19 protein-coding genes are annotated in these 18565 nt (G+C 65.1%); 3 read left to right on the top strand and 16 right to left on the bottom strand.

Features of this window, described 5'->3' with window-relative positions; genetic code table 11:
* Positions 1 to 14: 14 nt before the first annotated feature.
* The 4 genes from ACR65K_RS06320 to ACR65K_RS06305 form a co-directional block, all read right to left on the bottom strand.
* A complete protein-coding gene (locus tag ACR65K_RS06320; protein ID WP_440151826.1) occupies positions 15 to 782 on the bottom strand; it encodes an SCO1664 family protein in 768 nt (255 codons plus the stop codon).
* Positions 782 to 1336, bottom strand: a complete 555-nt coding sequence (locus tag ACR65K_RS06315; RefSeq protein WP_440151825.1) for a DUF3090 domain-containing protein — start codon at positions 1334 to 1336, stop codon at positions 782 to 784. Before ACR65K_RS06315 ends, ACR65K_RS06320 begins: the two co-directional genes overlap by 1 nt.
* Before the next feature lie 24 nt (positions 1337 to 1360).
* Complete coding sequence (locus tag ACR65K_RS06310) at positions 1361 to 2053, bottom strand: MSMEG_4193 family putative phosphomutase (RefSeq protein ID WP_440151824.1); 693 nt, start codon at positions 2051 to 2053, stop codon at positions 1361 to 1363.
* A gap of 65 nt (positions 2054 to 2118) precedes the next feature.
* The gene (locus tag ACR65K_RS06305) at positions 2119 to 2481 is read right to left on the bottom strand and encodes a UBP-type zinc finger domain-containing protein (RefSeq protein ID WP_440151822.1); all 363 of its coding nucleotides are present in this window, start codon (positions 2479 to 2481) and stop codon (positions 2119 to 2121) included.
* A 217-nt stretch (positions 2482 to 2698) separates the two neighbouring features.
* Here ACR65K_RS06305 and ACR65K_RS06300 point away from each other — a divergent pair, with 217 nt between their 5' ends.
* The 3 genes from ACR65K_RS06300 (at position 2699) to ACR65K_RS06290 (ending at position 6260) form a co-directional block, all read left to right on the top strand.
* Positions 2699 to 4447, top strand: a complete 1749-nt coding sequence (locus ACR65K_RS06300) for an NAD(P)/FAD-dependent oxidoreductase (RefSeq protein ID WP_440151820.1) — start codon at positions 2699 to 2701, stop codon at positions 4445 to 4447.
* Positions 4447 to 5319, top strand: coding sequence for a hypothetical protein (locus tag ACR65K_RS06295; RefSeq protein ID WP_440151818.1), 873 nt, complete (start codon positions 4447 to 4449; stop codon positions 5317 to 5319). Before ACR65K_RS06300 ends, ACR65K_RS06295 begins: the two co-directional genes overlap by 1 nt.
* Positions 5320 to 5387: 68 nt before the next feature.
* On the top strand, positions 5388 to 6260 hold the full coding sequence (locus tag ACR65K_RS06290) for a phosphotransferase (protein WP_440151817.1): 873 nt from the start codon (positions 5388 to 5390) through the stop codon (positions 6258 to 6260).
* Between the two features lie 42 nt (positions 6261 to 6302).
* Here the strand turns inward: ACR65K_RS06290 and ACR65K_RS06285 are convergent, their stop codons facing one another.
* From ACR65K_RS06285 to ACR65K_RS06230, 12 genes are all read right to left on the bottom strand, one after another.
* The gene (locus ACR65K_RS06285) at positions 6303 to 6803 is read right to left on the bottom strand and encodes a DUF2087 domain-containing protein (RefSeq protein WP_440151815.1); all 501 of its coding nucleotides are present in this window, start codon (positions 6801 to 6803) and stop codon (positions 6303 to 6305) included.
* 34 nt (positions 6804 to 6837) lie between these two features.
* Entirely contained in the window at positions 6838 to 8697 is a 1860-nt protein-coding gene (locus ACR65K_RS06280; protein WP_440151813.1) for a vWA domain-containing protein, read from the bottom strand.
* A 233-nt stretch (positions 8698 to 8930) separates the two neighbouring features.
* Positions 8931 to 10448: a glycoside hydrolase family 32 protein gene (locus tag ACR65K_RS06275; protein ID WP_440151812.1), complete on the bottom strand. Its 1518-nt coding sequence runs from the start codon at positions 10446 to 10448 to the stop codon at positions 8931 to 8933.
* 2 nt (positions 10449 to 10450) lie between these two features.
* Positions 10451 to 11329, bottom strand: coding sequence for a carbohydrate ABC transporter permease (locus tag ACR65K_RS06270; protein WP_056336391.1), 879 nt, complete (start codon positions 11327 to 11329; stop codon positions 10451 to 10453).
* Position 11330: 1 nt separating this feature from the next.
* Complete coding sequence (locus tag ACR65K_RS06265) at positions 11331 to 12302, bottom strand: carbohydrate ABC transporter permease (RefSeq protein ID WP_440151810.1); 972 nt, start codon at positions 12300 to 12302, stop codon at positions 11331 to 11333.
* Between the two features lie 66 nt (positions 12303 to 12368).
* A complete protein-coding gene (locus ACR65K_RS06260; protein WP_440151809.1) occupies positions 12369 to 13661 on the bottom strand; it encodes a sugar ABC transporter substrate-binding protein in 1293 nt (430 codons plus the stop codon).
* Positions 13662 to 13806: 145 nt separating this feature from the next.
* Positions 13807 to 14829, bottom strand: coding sequence for a LacI family DNA-binding transcriptional regulator (locus ACR65K_RS06255; protein WP_440151808.1), 1023 nt, complete (start codon positions 14827 to 14829; stop codon positions 13807 to 13809).
* 107 nt (positions 14830 to 14936) lie between these two features.
* Positions 14937 to 15884 (bottom strand): alpha/beta fold hydrolase, encoded by a 948-nt coding sequence (locus ACR65K_RS06250; RefSeq protein ID WP_440151807.1) that lies wholly within the window; start codon positions 15882 to 15884, stop codon positions 14937 to 14939.
* A 24-nt stretch (positions 15885 to 15908) separates the two neighbouring features.
* On the bottom strand, positions 15909 to 16775 hold the full coding sequence (locus ACR65K_RS06245) for an HNH endonuclease (RefSeq protein WP_440151805.1): 867 nt from the start codon (positions 16773 to 16775) through the stop codon (positions 15909 to 15911).
* A gap of 53 nt (positions 16776 to 16828) precedes the next feature.
* On the bottom strand, positions 16829 to 17023 hold the full coding sequence (locus ACR65K_RS06240) for a hypothetical protein (RefSeq protein ID WP_142031419.1): 195 nt from the start codon (positions 17021 to 17023) through the stop codon (positions 16829 to 16831).
* Positions 17020 to 17550, bottom strand: coding sequence for a hypothetical protein (locus ACR65K_RS06235; RefSeq protein WP_440151804.1), 531 nt, complete (start codon positions 17548 to 17550; stop codon positions 17020 to 17022). Before ACR65K_RS06235 ends, ACR65K_RS06240 begins: the two co-directional genes overlap by 4 nt.
* Before the next feature lie 60 nt (positions 17551 to 17610).
* A complete protein-coding gene (locus tag ACR65K_RS06230; protein ID WP_440151803.1) occupies positions 17611 to 18462 on the bottom strand; it encodes a universal stress protein in 852 nt (283 codons plus the stop codon).
* Positions 18463 to 18565 lie beyond the last annotated feature (103 nt).

Raw genomic sequence — 18565 nt, 5'->3', positions numbered from 1 at the left:
TTGCCCTGATGTCCTTAGAACAGCGGCCAGGGCACCGCGGGCATGTCACCCCTTGGAGCCGGGAACCGCGCTGCCAGCCGCAGCCGGGTGCAGCGCGCCGCGAGTGCTGCGATCTCTTCGGCGCTGAGCAAGTCCGCCAGGTTTCGGCCCAGCTCACCGTCCAGGCCTTCGATGACGCGGTCGACGCCGTCGACTTCCTCGTCGGTCAGTCCGTCTCCCAGCCACCCCCACAGCACCGTGCGCAGCTTGTGCTCACGGTGAAAGGTAAGCCCATGGTCCACGCCGTGCCGGTGTCCGCCCGGCATGGCAAGGATGTGGCCGCCTTTGCGGTCGGCGTTGTTGACGACGACGTCGAACACTGCCACGCGCCTGAGCTCCGGCGTGTCCTCGTGTATGAGGGCCACCATCCGCCCCGTCTCATCCTGTCCCTCAAGGACGTGTTTCCACCCGGTCTCCGGTTCGTCGTCGGCGGCAACGAGATCCACGGCGTTCTGGTCGGGATCAGTCTCCTGCCACAGTTGCACCATTCCCTTGCCTAAGGGACCATCGCGGAGCCAGGTGCGCGGCACCACGTTCCAGCCCAGGACCTCAGAAACCAGGTAGGCGGCGACCTCCCTGTGGGCAAGGAAGCCCTCGGGGAAATCCCACAGCGGTTTCTCCCCGGCTATCGGCTTATAAACCACCGTGGTGTCGCCGATGGAAGCAAGGAAGGTGGCATTCGACGCCGTTGTGATGCGCCCGGTGAGCGTCAGCTCGGCCGTCAGGAGGTCGGGTGCCGGCATCAAACCTCAGGCAGGGTACAGACGTGTCCGTCGGGGTCCACTGGATAACCGCAGAGCGGGCACGCGGGACGTCCGGCTCCCACCACCTCACGGGTCCGCTTGGCGAACGCGCGGGCCGTGCCAACCGGCATCCGCACCAGCAACATCTCAGCCACCTCAGTGCTGTTCCCATCGGATGGTTCGTCGTCATCGTCAGCATCGACGTCGCTGATCGGGTATGCCTCGATGACCACCTGCGCCGTCGTCGGGTCCCAACCCAAGGTCATGGCCCCGGTACGAAACTGTTCCTCGACCGCCTCGAGCGGGTCATTGTCCACGAGTTCGATGGGAGTACCCGTGGGAATGCTGAAGGGATTGCCCTCAAGGGCGATGAGCTGATCGAGGATTTCGTCAATCTTCCCGGCAAGCTCGGCCGACTGTTGCTTCTCAAGGGCGATGCTCACAATTTGCTTGCCTGTGCGCACCTGCAGGTAGAACGTTCGTGCGCCTGGAAGGCCGACGGTGCCGATGACGACCCGGTCAGGCCAGGCAAACTCGTGAACTTGTGTGGGCATGTGAGTATTTTAGGCACACGAGGTTCACTTCGCCGTTTGCCCCGCACCGCCGCCCACCGGCGCATCGCCGGAGTTGATGCCGTTTGACAGCCACGACAGGTCCCCTGCGTCCGTGTTTGTCGCATAGATGGTGGGCCGACCAGCACCATAGTGCACGATCGATACGGAGGCGGGGCCCACGTTAATGCGCTGGAACAGATCGAGGTGCATACCGAACGCGTCGGCGAGGATGGACTTGATGACGTCACCGTGGCTCACAGCCGCCCACACGGCTCCCGGCCCGTACTCGGCTTCGAAGGCTGCATCATGCCGCCGGATTGCCGCTACCGAGCGGGCCTGCATCGCAGCCATGGATTCACCGCCGGGAAAAACGACGGCGGACGGCTGCGACTGCACAGCAGCCCACAGTTCTTCGGCGGCGAGATCGCTGAGCATGCGGCCCTGCCACTGGCCGTAGTCGCACTCGGTGAGATCGGGATCGGTCGGCGCAGAAGGATTACCAGGCTGGCGGTCGAGGATGAGCCTGGCGGTTTGCTGGCAACGCTCGAGGGGGCTCGATACCACCCCGGCCAAGGGCACGGCAGCGAGCCGGTCTCCGGTCAAAGCTGCCTGCTCACGCCCGATCTGGTCCAGACTGACGCCTGCCGCCCGGCCCGCCAGCAGCCCGGCGGCGTTGGCTGTGGTGCGGCCGTGCCGCACGAGGATAACTGTTGCCATCCCTACAGCCTAACCAGCCTTCTCCGCCGAGTCCCGGCGTCGAACGGGTTGTTCGAAATCCGCGGCTACCGGTGCAGGTGCTCCTGCCAGTCCGTCGGTACCTTGTCTGCCGGTGCAGGTGACGGCTGCTCCAGGGGCCTGGACTGGGGATCCGCAAGCCGCGGGCCGCGGAAGAACTTCTTCGTGGTGTGCTCGTAGAACCAGTTCTCGCCGGGTTCAAAGGATCTCATGACGGGGTGTCCGGCGCTGCGGGCATGGGCACTGGCATGCTGCGAGGGTGAAGAATCGCAGCAGCCGATGTGGCCGCATTCGGCGCAGCGGCGAAGATGCAGCCACCAGCCCGGACCATCACCGCTCAGGCACTCCAAACAGCCCGTTCCACTGGGGGTGGCGGTGAGGCTGATTCCCTGAACAGGGCGACTCTCCATGGAGTCCTCCATGTCCATCCCTCCGGTTCTGCTGACGTTCATGTCATCCCGATTGCCACTGATTGGAGCAATTCTGGCACTATCTCCGCGCCCGTGGAATGACTCTGGCTCCCGGGCGAAGGACCGTCCCGGAGGGTAGACAGCACCCCCTGTTGCCGATCACAAAGCGCGAGTATCGTGAGCGCCACCGAACCATTGAACCGGAAAGACGGCGGCCATGGATGACCCGGTTCCGATCATGCTGATTGCCACCACGGACGCGACCTCGCGGCGCATTCTTGGGGATGAGTTACGCCGACGGTACGGTGCCGACTACGAGGTGGTGGTCTGTGACGGCCACGCGCACGGGCGTGCGGTGCTGGAGGGGCTCCGCCGCTGGAATCGCCAGGTGGCCCTCATCCTCGGGTGCTACGGACCGGCCGACCGCGGGGGCCTTGATTTCCTGCGGCGTGCCTATGGCTTTCACCCGGCCGCCAAGCGTGGTGTCGTGGTGACATGGGGTGACTTCGCAAGCGCCCCGACTGTCTTCCGCGCCGTGGCACAGGGGTACGCCGAACTGGTGATCATACGTCCCGAACGATTGCGGGACGAGGAATTCCATGGGGCTATTACCGACGCCCTCGACGACTGGCACCTGGCCCAGGGGGTCGGGTTCGAGGCGGTCCGGCTGATCGGGGAAGTAGGCGACGAAAGGACGCACACGTTGCGGGACTCCTTGAGCCGGAACCACATCCCAGCAGTCTTCCACCCCGTCGGGTCCGAGACGGCGGAACGGACGTTGGAGGGCCTGGACCTGCGTGATCCCGTGCTGCCGGTCATGGTGCTTGAGTTCACTGCTCCGCCCATTGTCCTTGAGAACCCCACCGACCTGGAGATCGCCGAAGCGATGGGGGTGACCCGGCCGCCTCCGGCGGACAAGATCTTCGACGTGGTGGTGGTGGGAGCCGGTCCCTCCGGTCTCGCGACCGCCGTTTATGCTTCCTCCGAGGGCCTCTCCACCATGGTGGTGGAGGGTGAGGCTGTGGGCGGCCAGGCGGGCACCAGTTCGCTGATCCGGAACTACCCGGGCTTCTCCCGCGGTGTGAGCGGCGCCCACCTGGCCTACCGCTCCTTCCACCAGGCCTGGACCCTGGGCACCGATTTCCTGTTCCTGCGGAAGATCGAGGGGCTCCGCGTGGACGGAGCACTGTACGCCGTCTCGATCTCCGATGGCAGCAAGGTGCATTGCCGCACAGTGGTGGTGGCCACCGGAGTGGATTACCGCCGGCTCGGCATACCCCAATTGGAAGACTTGGTTGGCAGAGGCGTCTTCTACGGGGCAACAGTCTCCGAGGCGCCGTCCATGGCCGGGAAGCATGTTTGCGTCGTGGGCGGCGGCAACTCGGCCGGACAGGCGGTTCTGCACCTTGCCAGGTATGCGAAGAAGGTGACGCTGCTGGTACGCGGGTCCGCGCTGTCGGCCAGTATGTCCGAGTACCTCATCTCCCAGCTCGAGGCCACCCGGAATGTGGCGATCCGCTTTGGCACCGCCATCGTCGGGGCCCGTGATCAGGACGGTTTCCTTGCCGCCGTCAAGGTAGCGGCATCCGGAGCGGGCGATGCAGTCCCCGGCGAGGAGATCGAGGCGGGCGGCTTGTTTGTGTTGATCGGTTCCATGCCGCGGACCTCCTGGCTGCCCGAAACGGTCGAGCGGGATCCAGCCGGGTTTCTGCGCACGGGCGGCAGGGATGTCAGTTTCGGCGGGTCCGCCAAGCCGGACAGGGCCCCGTTGGCGCTGGAAACCAGCATGCCCGGTATTTTCGCGATTGGCGACGTGCGGGCGGGTTCGATCAAGAGAGTGGCTACCGCGGTGGGGGACGGTGCCACCGTGGTTTCGATGCTTCATGCCTACCTGGCCGACAACCCCCTGCCGGCCGCGTCCGTTGCCCCTGGTGGGGCTGCCGCGCCCGGGGAACTGCACCGGTGATGTCTGCTTCAACTGACGCTGCACCGTTGATCCCGCCGATGCGGTGGCTGCTCTATGCCGCTGCGTTCCTCGTGTTTCTGGCCGGGCTCGTGCTGTTCGTCTTTCCGCTCCAAACTGATGAATTCTTCGCGTGGACGGTCAATCCGCCCATGACCGCGGTCTTCCTCGGCGCCGCATACTGGTCGAGTGCCGGCCTGGAGGTGACGGGCGCCCGGTCGGCGGGCTGGGCTTCGGCGCGGCTGGCAGTCTGGCCCGTGTTCATCTTCACTGCACTGACTTTGGGCGTCACCCTGCTCCATATCGATCGCTTCCACGTGTCTTCAAATGCTGCCCCCACCGCCCGTATAGCCACCTGGGCGTGGCTGGCGATATATGCCCTGGTGCCCGTGGCCATGCTCATCATCGGCAGGATGCAGATCCGATCGCGGCGTTCCGATCCAAAGTCCCTGACAGCGGGACCGCCTGTGCTGCCTCCTGCGCTCCGGCTGCTCCTGGCAGGAATCGCTGGGGTACTGCTCTTGTATGGCGTGGCGCTCCTGGCAGTACCCATTCAAGCCGCGCGGTGGTGGCCGTGGACACTGTCCGAGCTGACAGCGCGGGCCATCGGAGCCTGGCTGGTCGGTCTGGGGTGGGCGGCCGGGCAGGGCCAGTTCAGCCGCGACCTCCGAACCGTCCGCCCCGTGGCCCTGACCTCCGTTGCGTTCGTTCTTCTTCAGGCGCTTGCACTGCTGCGGTATGGCGGCGCCCTGGCGTGGCCGAGCGGACCGGCGATCGCCTTCGTAGCCGTACTGGTCGCCATTGGAGCGGCCGGCGGGTGGGCACTCGTGCTCTCGGGTTCGACGACTTCCAGAGGTCCGGCTGCCGCTGCTTGACCGGCAAGCTTCCTGGGCTGCTCATATGGCGGCGGGGAGGTTAACCGCAGCCTTGGTAGGCTCCGGGCATGGAGAGATGGGACCGGGGCTGCCTGTCTGCGGCGCAGGCCGCACTGGTGGCAGGGTGGCTGGGCGCGCCGGAATTCGCTGAGGACTTGTCGTGGGGGCTGACGGACACGAAGGTTCTCAAGGTCCGTGTCGGCGGCCTAACGAGAATTGTGAAGGCTGCCGGCCCGGATAATCATCACATCGGCCGCGAGATAACCGCTCATGCCACTTATACCCGCCCGCTGCTGGCTGCCGGCCTCGCCCCGCTTATGCTGCACTCGAGCCGATCCGCCAACGTTCTGGTCCTTGAATATCTCGACGGGGACCTGGTGGAAGACACTGCCAAGGAACTGGACGGGGGACTGCACCGCCAGGCCGGGAAGCTGTTGAGCATGCTCCACGCAGAGGATCACCGGGTGGACGATCAATATGAAGCCCGAGCCACGCAGAAGGCCCTGAGCTGGCTTGACCGCCCCCACAGGATTGATCCGAGGCTGGAACGGGACGCCCGGCGGCACCTGATGGACTACAGTCCTTCGCCGGTCAGGGTGGTTCCGACCCACGGTGACTGGCACCCGCGAAACTGGATCAGTCATGAAGGCCGGCTCAAGGCAATAGATTTCGGCCGCTTTGACTTCCGGCCTGCCGCGAGCGACTTCTGCCGGCTCTCAGCGCAGCAGTGGCAGAAGGACCCGGCCCTCGAATCAGCATTCCTGGACGGGTACGGCGAGGATCCACGGGCACAGCATCCCTGGCGGATCGAAGTGCTGAGGGAAGCAGTCGGCACGGCCGTGTGGGCTTTTCATGTGGGCGACACGGCCTTCGAAGCCCAGGGCCACCGGATGCTGGGCCAAGCCCTGCAGAATTTTCCAGCCGGCAAACCCCGGGGCTGAATGAACGCACAGAGCCAACCCCCAGGGCTGGGTAAAGCGGGCCTACTCCACCAAGGAGTAGGAAGAGCCCGACGGCGTCCGCTCCAGTAGCCCAAAGTCGACCAGGTAGCGGCGCAGCAGCACAACGTCGTCGGTGTAGCTGAGGAGCCGTTCGTTGACTTGCCTCTCTGAAAGCTTTTCTCCGGGCGCAATGACCTCACCCGCAATCCTGGCAAGGAGCTCCCGCCGTTCCGCCACGTTTGCCGGGTATCGTTCAATCCGGCCGAGCCGCATGAACCTGTCGAGTCCCATCCGGGGCTGCCGGTGTGGCTGCTGGGCGAGCAGGTCGCGGAATATCGAGTCCGACGCCACCAACTCACCTGAGGCGCTCTGGTCCACCAGTCCGGCTTCCAGAAGGCCGGCGATGGCCCGGTTCCGCCGCTGCTCCTTTACTTCAGGCAGGATGTTGGCAGGCGCAGCCCCGAGCACAATCTGGGCGTAGGCAATCCGGGCGTCGCCGTTGCCGAGCGTTGCCAGGACCCGCCGCCAATGGGGTCCGCTCATTCTCCTGCTTCCAGCCACGTCAGTTTCCCCTGGCCTAAAAGCTGGTCACCAGTTCGCCGAGCACCTCTTCGAGCCTGCTCGGATCCGTGGCGTCATAGTAGTGAGCCCCGCTGGACCTGGCGATTTCCCGGAGAGTGGCGACATCGGCGCCGGGCCCGTAAGCGAGGGTGAAGACGAGCACCGGCGTCGAGTGGTTCTGGTGACTCAACTGCTCCGACAGCCCGCCCAGGTCCCCAGGGTGCCTGGTATCGTTCTTGCCGTCACTCAACAGCACAATCGAGTTGATGAAGGTGTCTTTGTATTGCTTCGCCTGGTCACTGGCGAACCGGCTCACTGCTTCGAACAGGGGCGTTGCCTCCACAGCCTGCAGCCCGTTGAGTTTGCTGATGAGGTCTTCCTTATTGGACTTCAGCGGAGCTACCGGGGTCACGACGCCGGGTTGCAGGGGACCATCGCCTTCATGGGAGAAGGCGGCCAGCCCGATCTCATCGTCGCCGGCAAAATGCTCCAGCGCCTTGGCAACGGCATCCTTGGCCCGTTGCAGTTTGGTCACCCCGGGCTCCTGCACCATTGAGTCCGAGACGTCCAGCAGGAACAAGGCCCTGGCCCGCTTTCGGACCTCGGGGAAGCTGTCCTTGATGGCTGCAAGGGCCTCCGCTGTGGGCAGCGGCAGCGGCTGCAGCGTTTGGGCGTATTGTCCGGTTGACGCCACCCCGGCATCCACGGCCCCCTGCGCCGACCGATAGCCTGAGGCCTTCACAACGTCCTGCCCCTGTTGGGTCACTGCGAAAGCAAGGAAATCCTGGGCCGCCGATCGCAGCTGGCTCCCTACCCAATCTCCCTCGAGAATGGCCGCAGGGTTGTCCGCGATGTACACCCCGTCCTGGGGGTAAATCGCTTTGAGCGGCTCCTTGGGCGGGGGCCCTGAGTGCTTCGTCTTGCCGTCCTCGCTGACGACTCCCCGGTTGTAGTCCCACACCGATTTTTCATCAACGATCACGGCGGAGAGGAATTCCGAGACCCTGCCGGCGTCGTCAGCCTGCCTGGCGTGCCACAGGAAGTGCTCCGGGGTGGCCATGTAGTGGCTGGTGCCCAGTTCAACCGCGCGGACTTTATCGACCAGCGGCGCCGCGTGGAGGTCCATGCCGTCCACGCCGCCTGCGCTGCCGCCGGCAGCACCATAGGAAGCAGTAAGGGCCATCAGGCCCGCCGTTGAGACGAGTGGACTGGCCTTCCCAAACTTGAATTTCCCCCAGTCGCCATGGCCCAGGCGTGCCCAGATGTCCTGCTCCCCGGCCATTTTGAAGACTTCGGACCACGACGGCGCCTGCTTGTCCCAGCCGAGCGCGGCAGTCATGGTCTCCGGCATGGCGACAACGATGGCGCTGCGGGCCACGCTGGTTCCTTCCTGCCGGACAGGGCTTCCGCCGTCAGCTGCAGCCGCGATCCGCAACCATGCTGAGGAGTCCGGCAGCCAGAGGGACGGCTTGTCACCGGCGGCCATGCCGGAAAACTTCCCCGCAACCTTGCCGGCGGCCACTCCTGATTCGTCCTGGGTCACCGCCGGAGTCACGCATTTGCCGTCAACGCTCCGCGGTTTCGCTGTATACCCGGCCGCCAAAGCCCGCACCATGTCGGCGTTCTCGAGTGAAGTGAGGATCTTCAAGGAAATGCACGGCGGGTTTCCGGGGACTGATGCCGGGCTGTCCTGCGCCAGGGGTGGGCCCGCCGGGGGCGCACCCCCGGCGTCCCGATTTCCCTCTGAGCCGGCGGGGAAGATCAGCATCCGAAGCACGAACGCGCCGCCCAGGATGAGAAGTGCCACGGTGCCCGCCGCAACGAACCAGATCCAGCGTGGATAGCTAACGTCAGCTGCTGCGTGTCGGCGGCCCATGCTCGTTTCCTTTGAAATCCGCCGGGTTCCCCCGGTGTGAATGCAAATGATGAAACTGACCCGCGGCGGTCAGACCGCAGTTGCGCCTTGCCCTGCCCCAACAACTGGATACGCCCTTTGAGGATAACCCCGGAGTATGTGATCTGTGGGTGCCCTCCCAGAATTTCGATCAGCCTTGTGGTGTTCCGCAGCATTCAAAGGATTACGCGGGAGACCGTGGGCCTTCCACGGAGTCAGCCGACGACGTCGAGCCCCACAAGGTGCGCGCCCTCACCCTGGGCGAAGACCGCCAGCCCGTTGCCCGCCGGGGAGGGGAACACCAGGTCCGTTACCGTGGCCAGGCCGTCCTGGGCAAACACCTCCACGGAGCAGCGATCCAGGTAGACACGCAGCCGGAGGCTGCCGTCCTGCAGGGGAACTTCGACGGTTTCAATAGAAGGGAAAGCATCATGGAACCGCACGTTCCCCGACGCCCGGCGGTCCAGCCTGAGTATTCCGTCAGCCACGTCATAGCGAATGACGATTTGTTCGGTATCCACCGACCGCACCAGCAGCCCCACGCTGTCTGCAGTGCCCGGCCGGAACTCAACATCGATCCGTGCCGTCTCCGCCGTCGGAGGCAGCGCCAAAACGCCGGGTGCCAAGGCCTGCGGTCCGAGCTGGTACTGGACAGTCCCAAGCCCGCAAAATGGGTCGACGGCGCGCTGCCGCAGTACCAAGGTCCCGTCCACGCGGATGAGCGAGACTTCCCGCGGCAGCGACATGGCGCTACGCCAGGCCCCGGTGGGCGTCTCCCGGGCATAGTCCCAGTTATTCATCCAGCCGATCATGACGCGGCGCCCGTCGGGCATGTTGCTGAACGAGACGGCGGCGTAGTAGTCCCGTCCCCAGTCCAGCCAGCCGTAGTCGCGCATGCGCGAGCCGTCGGTCTGGAGGCCCTCGGTGACGGTCGATTCGGACCGGAAGGCCACGCCGTCGAACGTTCCCAGGAAGTACTGTCCTGCTGAGCCGCCGGCGATGCCACCCGGGTTGAGGTTCACGATGAGGACCCACCGGGTGTCCTGCGGGTCCCCGTTCACGGCCAGCTCGAAAAGGTCCGGGCATTCCCAGACGCCGCCGGTGGCGTTGGCGGGTCCGAAAGTGCTCAGGTGTTCCCACGCTTTCAAATCATTGGACTTGTACAACACCACCTGCCGCTGCACCGCCTCCACCGCGACCATCACCCAGTAACTGCCCGCGCCGCCGTCGTACCAAAAGACCTTGGGGTCACGGAACTCTGCTGATTCGCGGTCCAGGACGGGGTTGCCGTGGTACTTGGCCCAGGTGAGCCCCTCGTCCAGGCTGTACGCCAGCGACTGTGCCTGCCGGCCGGCCAACGGGGAAGCATCCGTATAGGCGCTGGTGTAAACGGCCACGAGCGGGGGATTGGCGGCTGTGCCCAGTCCACTGGTGTTGAACTCATCGAACACAGCCGAACCGGAGAAGATGGCCTCGTGCTCATCGCACGCAATCGCCACCGGCTGCTCGTCCCAGGTCAGCAGGTCCCGGGAGGTGGCGTGCCCCCAGGACATGTTGCCCCAGTCCGGGCCGAAAGGATTGTGCTGGTAGAAGAGGTGGTACGTGCCGTTGAGGTACACCAGCCCGTTGGGGTCGTTGAGCCAGTTCCGCCCGGCGGTGTAGTGGAAGGCGGGCCGGAACGGATCGCCGGTCGCGGCACCGGTGGCGCCCGCCGCCGTCGTCAATGAATTCATGCTCAGCCCTTCACCCCGCTGGAGGCGATGCTGTTGACGAACGAACGCTGGAAGGCGATGAAGAGCACCACCACCGGGACCGTGATCAGGGAGGCGTAGGCCATCACCTCGCCCCACGAGACGTTCAGCTGGAAGAAATACTGGATGCCGATCATCACAGGCCGCAGCTCCTCCGACTGGACCACCATGAGCGGCCAGAGGTAGGAGTTCCAGGCCGGCAGGAAGGTCAGGATCGCCACCGTCGCCGTGGCCGGGCCGGCCAGGGGCATGACCACCTGCCGGTAAATCTTGAACCAGCCGGCGCCGTCGATCCGCGCCGCTTCATCGAGTTCCTTGGGAATGGACTCAAAATACTGGTGGTACAGGTAGATGGAGAACGCGTTGGCGATGAACGGAATGATCTGGACCTGGTAGGTGTCCAGCCAGCCCTTGGAGAATTCAAGGCTGAAACCGTTCAGCTCAAAGTAGGGGAGCTGGTTGACCCACCACACCAGGGGCAGGGCCAGGGTCTGGAACGGCACGATCAGGGTGGCCAGGATCGCGGTGAAGACGATCTTCTTGCCCTTGACCTGCATCCGGGACAGGGCGAACGCGCAGAGGCTGTTCACGAAGATCCCCAGGACCACGGTGACGGCGGAGACGCCCACGGAGTTGAGCAGGAAGCGTGCGGCCGGGACGCGGTCGAAGACAGCTGCGTAGTTGTCGAAGGAGATGTTGCCCACCGGCAGGAACGCCGCCAGCGAGGACATGTCGCCGAAGATCTGCTGGTCCGGCTTCAAGGAGGACACCAGCATGAAGACGATGGGGAAGGCAGCGACGACGGCGAAGAGGACCCGCACCAGCATGGTGCCGGCGCTCCTGAGAAGCAGTTGGTTTTTCATGTCAGTCTTTCTCCCGCGTGAGGTAGCGCTGCACCGCGGAGACGATCAGTACAAGGACAAAGAACACCAGCGAGATGGCGGATGCGTAGGACGTTTCCTGCTGCCGGTAGCCGGACCGGACGGCCTCGTAAACGATGGTGGTGGTTGAATCCATCGGCCCGCCCTGGGTCATCACGCTGATCTGGTCGAACAGGCCCAGGGCCTGGATGGTGATGGTGACCAGGACCAGACTGCGGGTGTGGAACAGCCCCGGCCAGGTGACGTACCGGAATTGCTGCCACCGGCTGGTGCCGTCCAGCTGGGCCGCCTCGTACAGCTCGCCGGAAATGCCCTGCAGCCCTGCCAGCCAGATGATCATGTGGAAGCCGGCGGCCTGCCAGATGGAGAGGATGATGATGGCCGGCATGGCGGTATTGGGATCGCCCAGCCAGTCGGGTCCGCTGATCAGTCCGAAGCTGACCGTGGAGAGGATCTCGTTGATCAGGCCGTCCTTGCGGTACATGAACAGCCACAGCAGCGAAACCACCACCATGGAGGTGACCACCGGCAGGAAGTACACGGTGCGGAAGAAGTTCACGCCCCGGAACTTCTTGTTGATCAGGAGCGCCATCACCAAGGCCAGGCCTGACTGTACCGGGACAATGACCACCGTGAAGTAGGCCACGTTGAGCAGTGCCCGGTAGAACGTGGGGTCCGTAAAGAGCCGTGCGAAGTTGTCCATTCCCACGAATTCGACGGGACGGGGTGAAATGAGCCTGGCGTTGGTGAAGGCCAGGCCGAAGCCGAGGATGGCCGGGATGAAGACGAAGGCCAGCAGCAGCACTGCTGCCGGGGCGATCATGCCCCAGCCGCTGAGCTGGTCGCGGCGGAAGCCTGGGCGTCGGCGTGGGTTGGTTTTGGCGTCCGACGGCGGCAGCACGGGTTTTGGTGCGTCCGGAACGCGGGGACGGGTGGGGAGGGGAACAGTTGCCATGGGATTCTCCGATCGGCCGGGCCTGGGAGGCCTGCACCGTTGGGTACGGGCCTCCCGCGGGTCCGGCTATTTCTTGTAGCCGCCGTTGGACTTGATGTTGGCGTCGATCGCCTTCACGGCCTTGTCCAGGGTTGACTGGGCGTCTGCCCCGTTGAGGATGTCCTGCGTGGCTTTCCCGAATTCGGTGGCGATGAAGGGGTAGGCGGGGGTCTCCGGCCGCATCACGGCGTAGTTGCGGGAGAAGTCCATGAAGATCCGGTTGGCCCCGCCTTCGGCGAAGGCCGGGATCTGGGCGGCAGCCTCGTTGCTGGCGGGAATGGCGCCCGTTGCCTTGGCCACCGCCGCGATGTTCTCCGGTTTCAGTGAATAGGAGAGGTAGTCCATGGCTGCTTCAGAGTTGCTGCAGCCGCTGGTGACGCCCCACTGCCAGGAGGCGCCGCCGATCTTCGGGCCCTTGCCCAGGTCCACCGGCGGCATGACCACCAGGTCATCGCCCAGTGCCGCCTTCGCTTTGTCCGCAGCCCAGGAGCCGGTGTACACGATGGCGCTCTTGTTGTTCAGGAAGTCCTGGGTGGAGTCCTTTCCGCTCTTCTTGGCCATAAAGCCCTGGTCCGCCAAGCCGCGGAACCAGCCGGCCCACTCCACCGCCTTGTCGCCGTTCAGCACGCCATCGGCACTCTGGAAGCCGTCCCTGTTCACCAGGTCGCCGCCGAAGGACTGCAGGAAAGGGGAGTAGGCATAAGGCAGCCACTCGCCGGTCCCGGCAGTGCCGATGTCCAGGGGATAGTCCCATTTGCCCAGCGCCTTGAGCTTGGTAAGGGCATTCTGGAACTCTTCCTTGGTCCACGGCTGTTCGATCGTGGCAGCACGGACGCCGGCAGCCTTGAGGTCCGAGGCGCGGGCCATCATGGCCAGCGCGACGTCGTAGTAGCCAACCGCGTAGGGTTTTCCGTCCCATTCGGCCACCGTGCTGGGCAGTTGCTTGGAAAGGTCCGTGCCCAGTTCCAGCGGCTTGAGGTAGCCGGCCCAGGCCCAGTTGGGGACATTGGGGCCGTCGATGTCCACAATGCATGGCAGCTTCCCGGCCGCAGCTGCGGAGACCACGGAGTCGTTGTATGAGTCCTGGGGGAAAGCCTGGACCTTGATCTTCACCTTGTCCTGGCTGCCGTTGTAGGAGTCGACGATCTTCTGGACGGCGGCCAGTTCGTCGGGGTTGCCTGCATTGTGGGTCCACAGGGCAATTTCTCCGGATCCTTCCGTGGAGGAGGAGGCGCTGCCCTTGCCGCAGCCGGCGAGGGTAGCAGTGAGTGCGGCGGCGGCTATGCTGGTCGCGAGGACCTTGGTGAGCGTCTTGTTCATGGGTCGGTCTTTCTGCTTGGACACAGTGGAGGGATTGATGGGGTCCTGCCGGGAACGCGGTCGCTGCAACGGCTGCGTTCCCTTTTTGCGGGTGTTACTGAGCACCGGGTCCGCTGTTTCGGATCCGGCTCAGTCTTTGGGTGGTTCAGTCTTGGGGCGGAGCCACAGACTCCCGCTCAACGAGCGGGCAGGTGATCTTTTCCTGGATGCGGGCGGCGTCCGGGTCATCAAGTTCGGCGAGGAGCTTGAGGACGGCCCACCGGCCCATCTCGTAGTGCGGGAGGGCCACGGTGGACAGCCCGGGCCACAGGGCATCCGCGATCAGTTCGAGGTTGTCCACCCCCACGATTGAGAGCTCCTGCGGCACCTTGATGCCCAGGTGGCCGGCCGCCTGGTAGGCGCCCATGGCCATTTGGTCGTTGAAGCAGAACAGCGCCGTGGGCCGCTCCGTTCCGGACAGCAGCTGCAGTGCAGCTTCCCGCCCTCCGGCCGTGCTGGGATGTGCGGCCACCAGGCTTTCTTCCGCGAGTTCGAGTCCGGAACGGACCAGTAGTTCGCGGAAGCCTGCAAGCCGCCCGTGGGCCGCCGGAATGTCGTCCTCATTGTTGATCATGGCGATTCTGCGGTGGCCTGCTGCCACGAGGAGTTCGGCAGCTGATTGGCCGGCGCCAAATTCATCCGGTACCACAGAGGACATCCTGGGATCGGCCGTGGCCGCATCCAGCACGACCGTCGGCAGACCGTTCAGCTCGCCTGGAGCGGACACCAGCTGGTGGAACATCCGGGCGTAGATGACCCCGTCCACCTGGTGCTGTTGCAGGGCCCGGATTTCCTGTCGTTCGAGTTCATTGTCCAGGCCGGAGTTGACCACCATCAGCAAGTGTCCGTGCTCGGAGGCTGCGTCCTGTGCACCCTGGATCATGGCACCGGCAAAGGGAGTGGTGGTGATCTCATCGCTGACCAGGCCGAGGATCCGGGAGCGCTGGTTGCGCAGTCCACTGGCCAGCCGGTTGGGGGCGTAGCCGAGTTCTCCGGCCACCGCCTTGATGTGCTCCACGGTGCGGGCGTTGACCCGGGAGCTGTGCGCCTCGCTCAGGGCATGGGACACGGTGGTGACGGAGACGCCGGCAGCTTTCGCCACGTCCCGGATGTTTACCTTGGTCGCCATTGACTTCATTCCTTTGCAAAACGTTTTGTATGTTGCCTGCATCACTATATGCAAAACGTTTTGCTCCGGTCAAGGCCTCCGCAGCCGCGGCGCCTAAAATGGCTGAATTAGTCCTCGTCCGCTTTGGCGTACAGCGCCAAAAGATCGCGGCTGAACTGGTGCGGCGATGTCTCGCACGGACTGTGCCCGCCCCTGTACACCCCGATGCGGGCGCGGATGGCCTGTGCGAACAGCCGGTGCAATTGAAGCGGCCACAGGTCGTGTTCGCCCACCGCTACGAACTTGGGAATCGGCGCCTCCGCCAGCTGCTGTCGAAAATCCGGAACCTTCTGCATGAGGGTGTAAATGTCGCGCACGGCCGCGCGGCGCGTGAAGCGGAAACGGTAATTGACGAACCGCTGCCGTCCCGGGGGCACATGGACCATCCGGCCGCTGCGGATCCCCCAAATAAGGAGGGCAGCGCCTGCCCGTCCATTCACCCAGGTGCTCAAGCGGCCCAGATGGCTCACGCCCCTGAAACCCTGGCCGGGCTCCGGTGGACAGCCCAGCAGGGTGAGGGACCTGAAAAGCTCCGGCCGCTCCACATAGGCCATTTGCGCGATGATGCCGGCGAAGGAATAAGCCACCACGTGGACAGGGGTGGCAGTGGACATCATGACCGCCAGGAAGTCATCCACGAAAAGCCGGTAGTCGTAGTGCTTCCGGGGCGGCTCCAGGTTCTCCGGGCCTGCGCCTGCTGACTGGTACTGGCCGGCCAGGTCGTAGGACAGCGCGAAGTAACCGGCGTCAGCCAGGTCAGGCATCATGAGCGAGAAATCCTCTTTCGAACCGGTGGCCCCGGGTACGAGGAGCACACAGGGACTGTCCGGATCACCCAGCGCCAGGGCCGCCAGCCTGCCGCTGGGAACATCGATGGCGAAACGCACGGAGCCCGGCGGCGGAACAGACCAATCGACGTCCCCCAACTCCGCATCCAGGAGCGCGGCCGCATCCACCAGGGCAGAACCGAACTCCTCAGGGTCAACCCCGTACTCTTTCCGGTCCGGCTCCGCCATGGTCCCAAGATAACCCGGGAAACCCTACGGCTGGCCGCTCCCGAGGATGCGCCGCGCATCCTCCTGCGCCTGAAGGGCCGGATCGCTGACCACTTCACCACTCAGATGCCCTGCGGCCAAGGTGATGCGCCGGAGTTCGGACACCGTGAGCGGCGGGTTGGCGCCGTGCGCCACCGCATGGCAGTTATGGCAGACCGGAATGAGGTCGGCGATGGGGTCAAACTGGTATCCGCTGCCAAGCATCGCCGGTGGCACCACGTGATGCACGGCAATGGCTCCTGCGCCGGCCTCGCCGTAGGCGGACTCAAAAGTGAAGCCGCAGGCCGCGCACGACGTGCCATGGAAGGCCAGGCAGGCGCGCCGTGCGTCCGGGTCCCGTTCAAAGCGGTTCACCTGGACATGGCTGACGGCGCCCGGCGGCCAGGTTCCGGCCATCACCTCGGTGGGAGCCGTCGTCGTGGGGCCGTAGTGCTGCCACAAGCGTTGCAGAACGGGCCCGGACGACGGCGGCAAGCTCACCAGAGAGGGTGGATTCGCCATATCCCAGGGGCCGCCGGGGAAGGCTTCCCGAAGGGTCCCGGGACGTATCTGTTCACCCAGCGGCAGCAGTGAATCGAAGGCCACAGCAATGTACCAGTCCGTGGCACCGGCAACCTCGCCTGTTGCAACCTGGTACGGCTCGGACGCCACCCACCCGTGGCCGATCAGTCCGCTGCCCGCATCATTGCTGCCTTGCAGCAGGAGCCAAGCTTCGCTTCCCGGGAGGATGTCAGGGCGGGAGCCGATACGCCAACGGTCCAGGTACCTGCCGGACTGAGCCACCTGCCCGACGACGGCCTCATAGTCCCAGCGGCGCAGCCGCTCCAAGCCGCAGCCAAGGATTACTGCCACTGCCCACCGAACCCGGCCATGCGTCGTCGACCCCCAAGCCCTTGCGGCGGAACCTAGATCGGTTCCTTGGCCAGGGCCTTGGTCTTGGCGGGCGTTTCCCGGCCCAGGCGTTCATCAAGCGTGACGCGCAGCCTGGCCGCAGCAACCTGGACCCGGTGTTCGGCGGGGGTGGCTTTTTTCCCGGCAGGCTTGGCGGCGCTGTTCCGGGGAGGGTGGACAAGGCGGTGTTCAGGCGATGCTGCACTCATGGTTCAACCTCCCTGGCATTGTCTTTATCCGTTGTTCCATTCTCGCCTAAGTTCCCACCGTCGTCCACGAACGCCGTCTCCTGCCCCGGCGCTGCGCCAGCTTCCTCATCGTCCCCGTTCTCGTCACCGGACACACTCTTCCAGGCGATGTCGAACAACTCGAGTTCCTCGGTGCGTGCCAGTTCACTCCTGGCCAGGACTTCCAGCGTGGCCAGGCCCAGCGCCTTTGTCCCTTCATCGGGATCCAAAGCCCGGTCCAGCGCCCACTGGGTACGGCGCCACCACTCAGCGCGGCTGTCTGCTTCGGTCTTTTGCCGGAGGGCGTTCGCGTCCGCTTCGCGTTTTTGGTCCAGCGCCGTCTGGTCCGCAGCCGTACGCTGCTTGAGCGTGCGCCAGTTGATGTAGAAGGCCAGCAGGGCTGCGACAAGGACGGCCAGCGGTCCCAGCCCCGCGAGGATGACCCACCAGTCCGCCGGCCCGGAATGGACGATGACGTCCAAGGGGCCGGGGGAAGGGGCAGGTGTCACCACACCAGCTTAGGCGCAGGTCCCGCGGCAGCCGGGCCGACACTCCTGCCGCAGCCTTGCTCAGGCACCGCGCCGGGAAACGAGGACCGGCCCGTGGGCATGGTGCAGTACTGCGTGCGCGGTTGACCCAATGGTCTCCCGGAGGACCCCGCGGCCCTGGGAACCCACCACCACTATCCGCGCTTCCCGGGCGGCCTGAAGGATGGCGTGCGGGACCGAACTGTCCGTGGGCAACCTGCCGTCGACGGCAGCATTGGGCACCATGGTCCGCGCGTGGGCCAGGGCGGATTCAAGGACTTCCCGGGCATCAGCCCCGGAGTCCTGCCCGTCCTGCCGCGGGTAGCCGGCGGGCTCGTGGCGGACGTGGACCACCGTGAGGGGTGCGTGCCATGCGGACGCCAGGCCGCAGGCGTCTTCCAGGGCTGCTGGCGAGCCCGATGCATCGACGGCAGCGACGACGGGTCCGGCGGGATGGGTGTCCTCCCGGACCACAGCAACAGGGCAGGCCGCAGTGGCCGCCAGCTCCAGGCTCACGGACCCCACCAGGAGGCCCAGGAAACCGCCCAGACCGCGGCTGCCGACTACCAGCATCCTGTCACCGGCGGAAAATTCTGACAGCTGTTGTGCGGGCAGTCCATGGAGCAGGGTGCTGCGGATTTCAAGGCCAGGTACTTCCGCTGCCGCATGCGAGACGCCCTCCTCCAGGACGGACTGGGCGGACTGTTCCAGGCCACTGCCGGACACACCAGGGACAGGACCCAGGTGCCTTGTCAGCAACGGCCACATTGAACAATGCACCACATGGAGCGGCAAATGGATGGCCCGGGCATGGCGCGCCGCCCACCGGACGGCACCCGCCGCCTCGTCCGAGCCGTCATAACCGGCCACAATGTGCACCGAACCGTGTGTCATGTGGCAGCGCTCCTCTCAGGCCGATCTTCGCTGGCGGGACCTTCGCCCCTTTGGCGCGCCGGGCCACTGGTTCCATCCTGAATTCAGGAATCCTTCTGATTCT

This window comes from Arthrobacter sp. SAFR-179, from assembly GCF_059414945.1.
The sequence above is the reverse complement of the archived record's forward strand: the minus strand, read 5'-3'. Positions and strand labels throughout refer to the sequence as shown.

Bases quoted from the DNA above. Each gene is read 5' to 3' on its own strand.
- ACR65K_RS06265 (WP_440151810.1), bottom strand. From the start codon at position 12,302: ATGGCAACTGTTCCCCTCCCCACCCGTCCCCGCGTTCCGGACGCACCA.
- ACR65K_RS06290 (WP_440151817.1), top strand. From the start codon at position 5,388: ATGGAGAGATGGGACCGGGGCTGCCTGTCTGCGGCGCAGGCCGCACTG.
- ACR65K_RS06305 (WP_440151822.1), bottom strand. From the start codon at position 2,481: ATGGAGAGTCGCCCTGTTCAGGGAATCAGCCTCACCGCCACCCCCAGT.
- ACR65K_RS06270 (WP_056336391.1), bottom strand. From the start codon at position 11,329: ATGAAAAACCAACTGCTTCTCAGGAGCGCCGGCACCATGCTGGTGCGG.
- ACR65K_RS06310 (WP_440151824.1), bottom strand. From the start codon at position 2,053: ATGGCAACAGTTATCCTCGTGCGGCACGGCCGCACCACAGCCAACGCC.
- ACR65K_RS06280 (WP_440151813.1), bottom strand. From the start codon at position 8,697: ATGGGCCGCCGACACGCAGCAGCTGACGTTAGCTATCCACGCTGGATC.
- ACR65K_RS06320 (WP_440151826.1), bottom strand. From the start codon at position 782: ATGCCGGCACCCGACCTCCTGACGGCCGAGCTGACGCTCACCGGGCGC.
- ACR65K_RS06255 (WP_440151808.1), bottom strand. From the start codon at position 14,829: ATGGCGACCAAGGTAAACATCCGGGACGTGGCGAAAGCTGCCGGCGTC.
- ACR65K_RS06240 (WP_142031419.1), bottom strand. From the start codon at position 17,023: ATGAGTGCAGCATCGCCTGAACACCGCCTTGTCCACCCTCCCCGGAAC.
- ACR65K_RS06230 (WP_440151803.1), bottom strand. From the start codon at position 18,462: ATGACACACGGTTCGGTGCACATTGTGGCCGGTTATGACGGCTCGGAC.
- ACR65K_RS06285 (WP_440151815.1), bottom strand. From the start codon at position 6,803: ATGAGCGGACCCCATTGGCGGCGGGTCCTGGCAACGCTCGGCAACGGC.
- ACR65K_RS06275 (WP_440151812.1), bottom strand. From the start codon at position 10,448: ATGAATTCATTGACGACGGCGGCGGGCGCCACCGGTGCCGCGACCGGC.
- ACR65K_RS06300 (WP_440151820.1), top strand. From the start codon at position 2,699: ATGGATGACCCGGTTCCGATCATGCTGATTGCCACCACGGACGCGACC.
- ACR65K_RS06295 (WP_440151818.1), top strand. From the start codon at position 4,447: ATGTCTGCTTCAACTGACGCTGCACCGTTGATCCCGCCGATGCGGTGG.
- ACR65K_RS06315 (WP_440151825.1), bottom strand. From the start codon at position 1,336: ATGCCCACACAAGTTCACGAGTTTGCCTGGCCTGACCGGGTCGTCATC.
- ACR65K_RS06250 (WP_440151807.1), bottom strand. From the start codon at position 15,884: ATGGCGGAGCCGGACCGGAAAGAGTACGGGGTTGACCCTGAGGAGTTC.
- ACR65K_RS06260 (WP_440151809.1), bottom strand. From the start codon at position 13,661: ATGAACAAGACGCTCACCAAGGTCCTCGCGACCAGCATAGCCGCCGCC.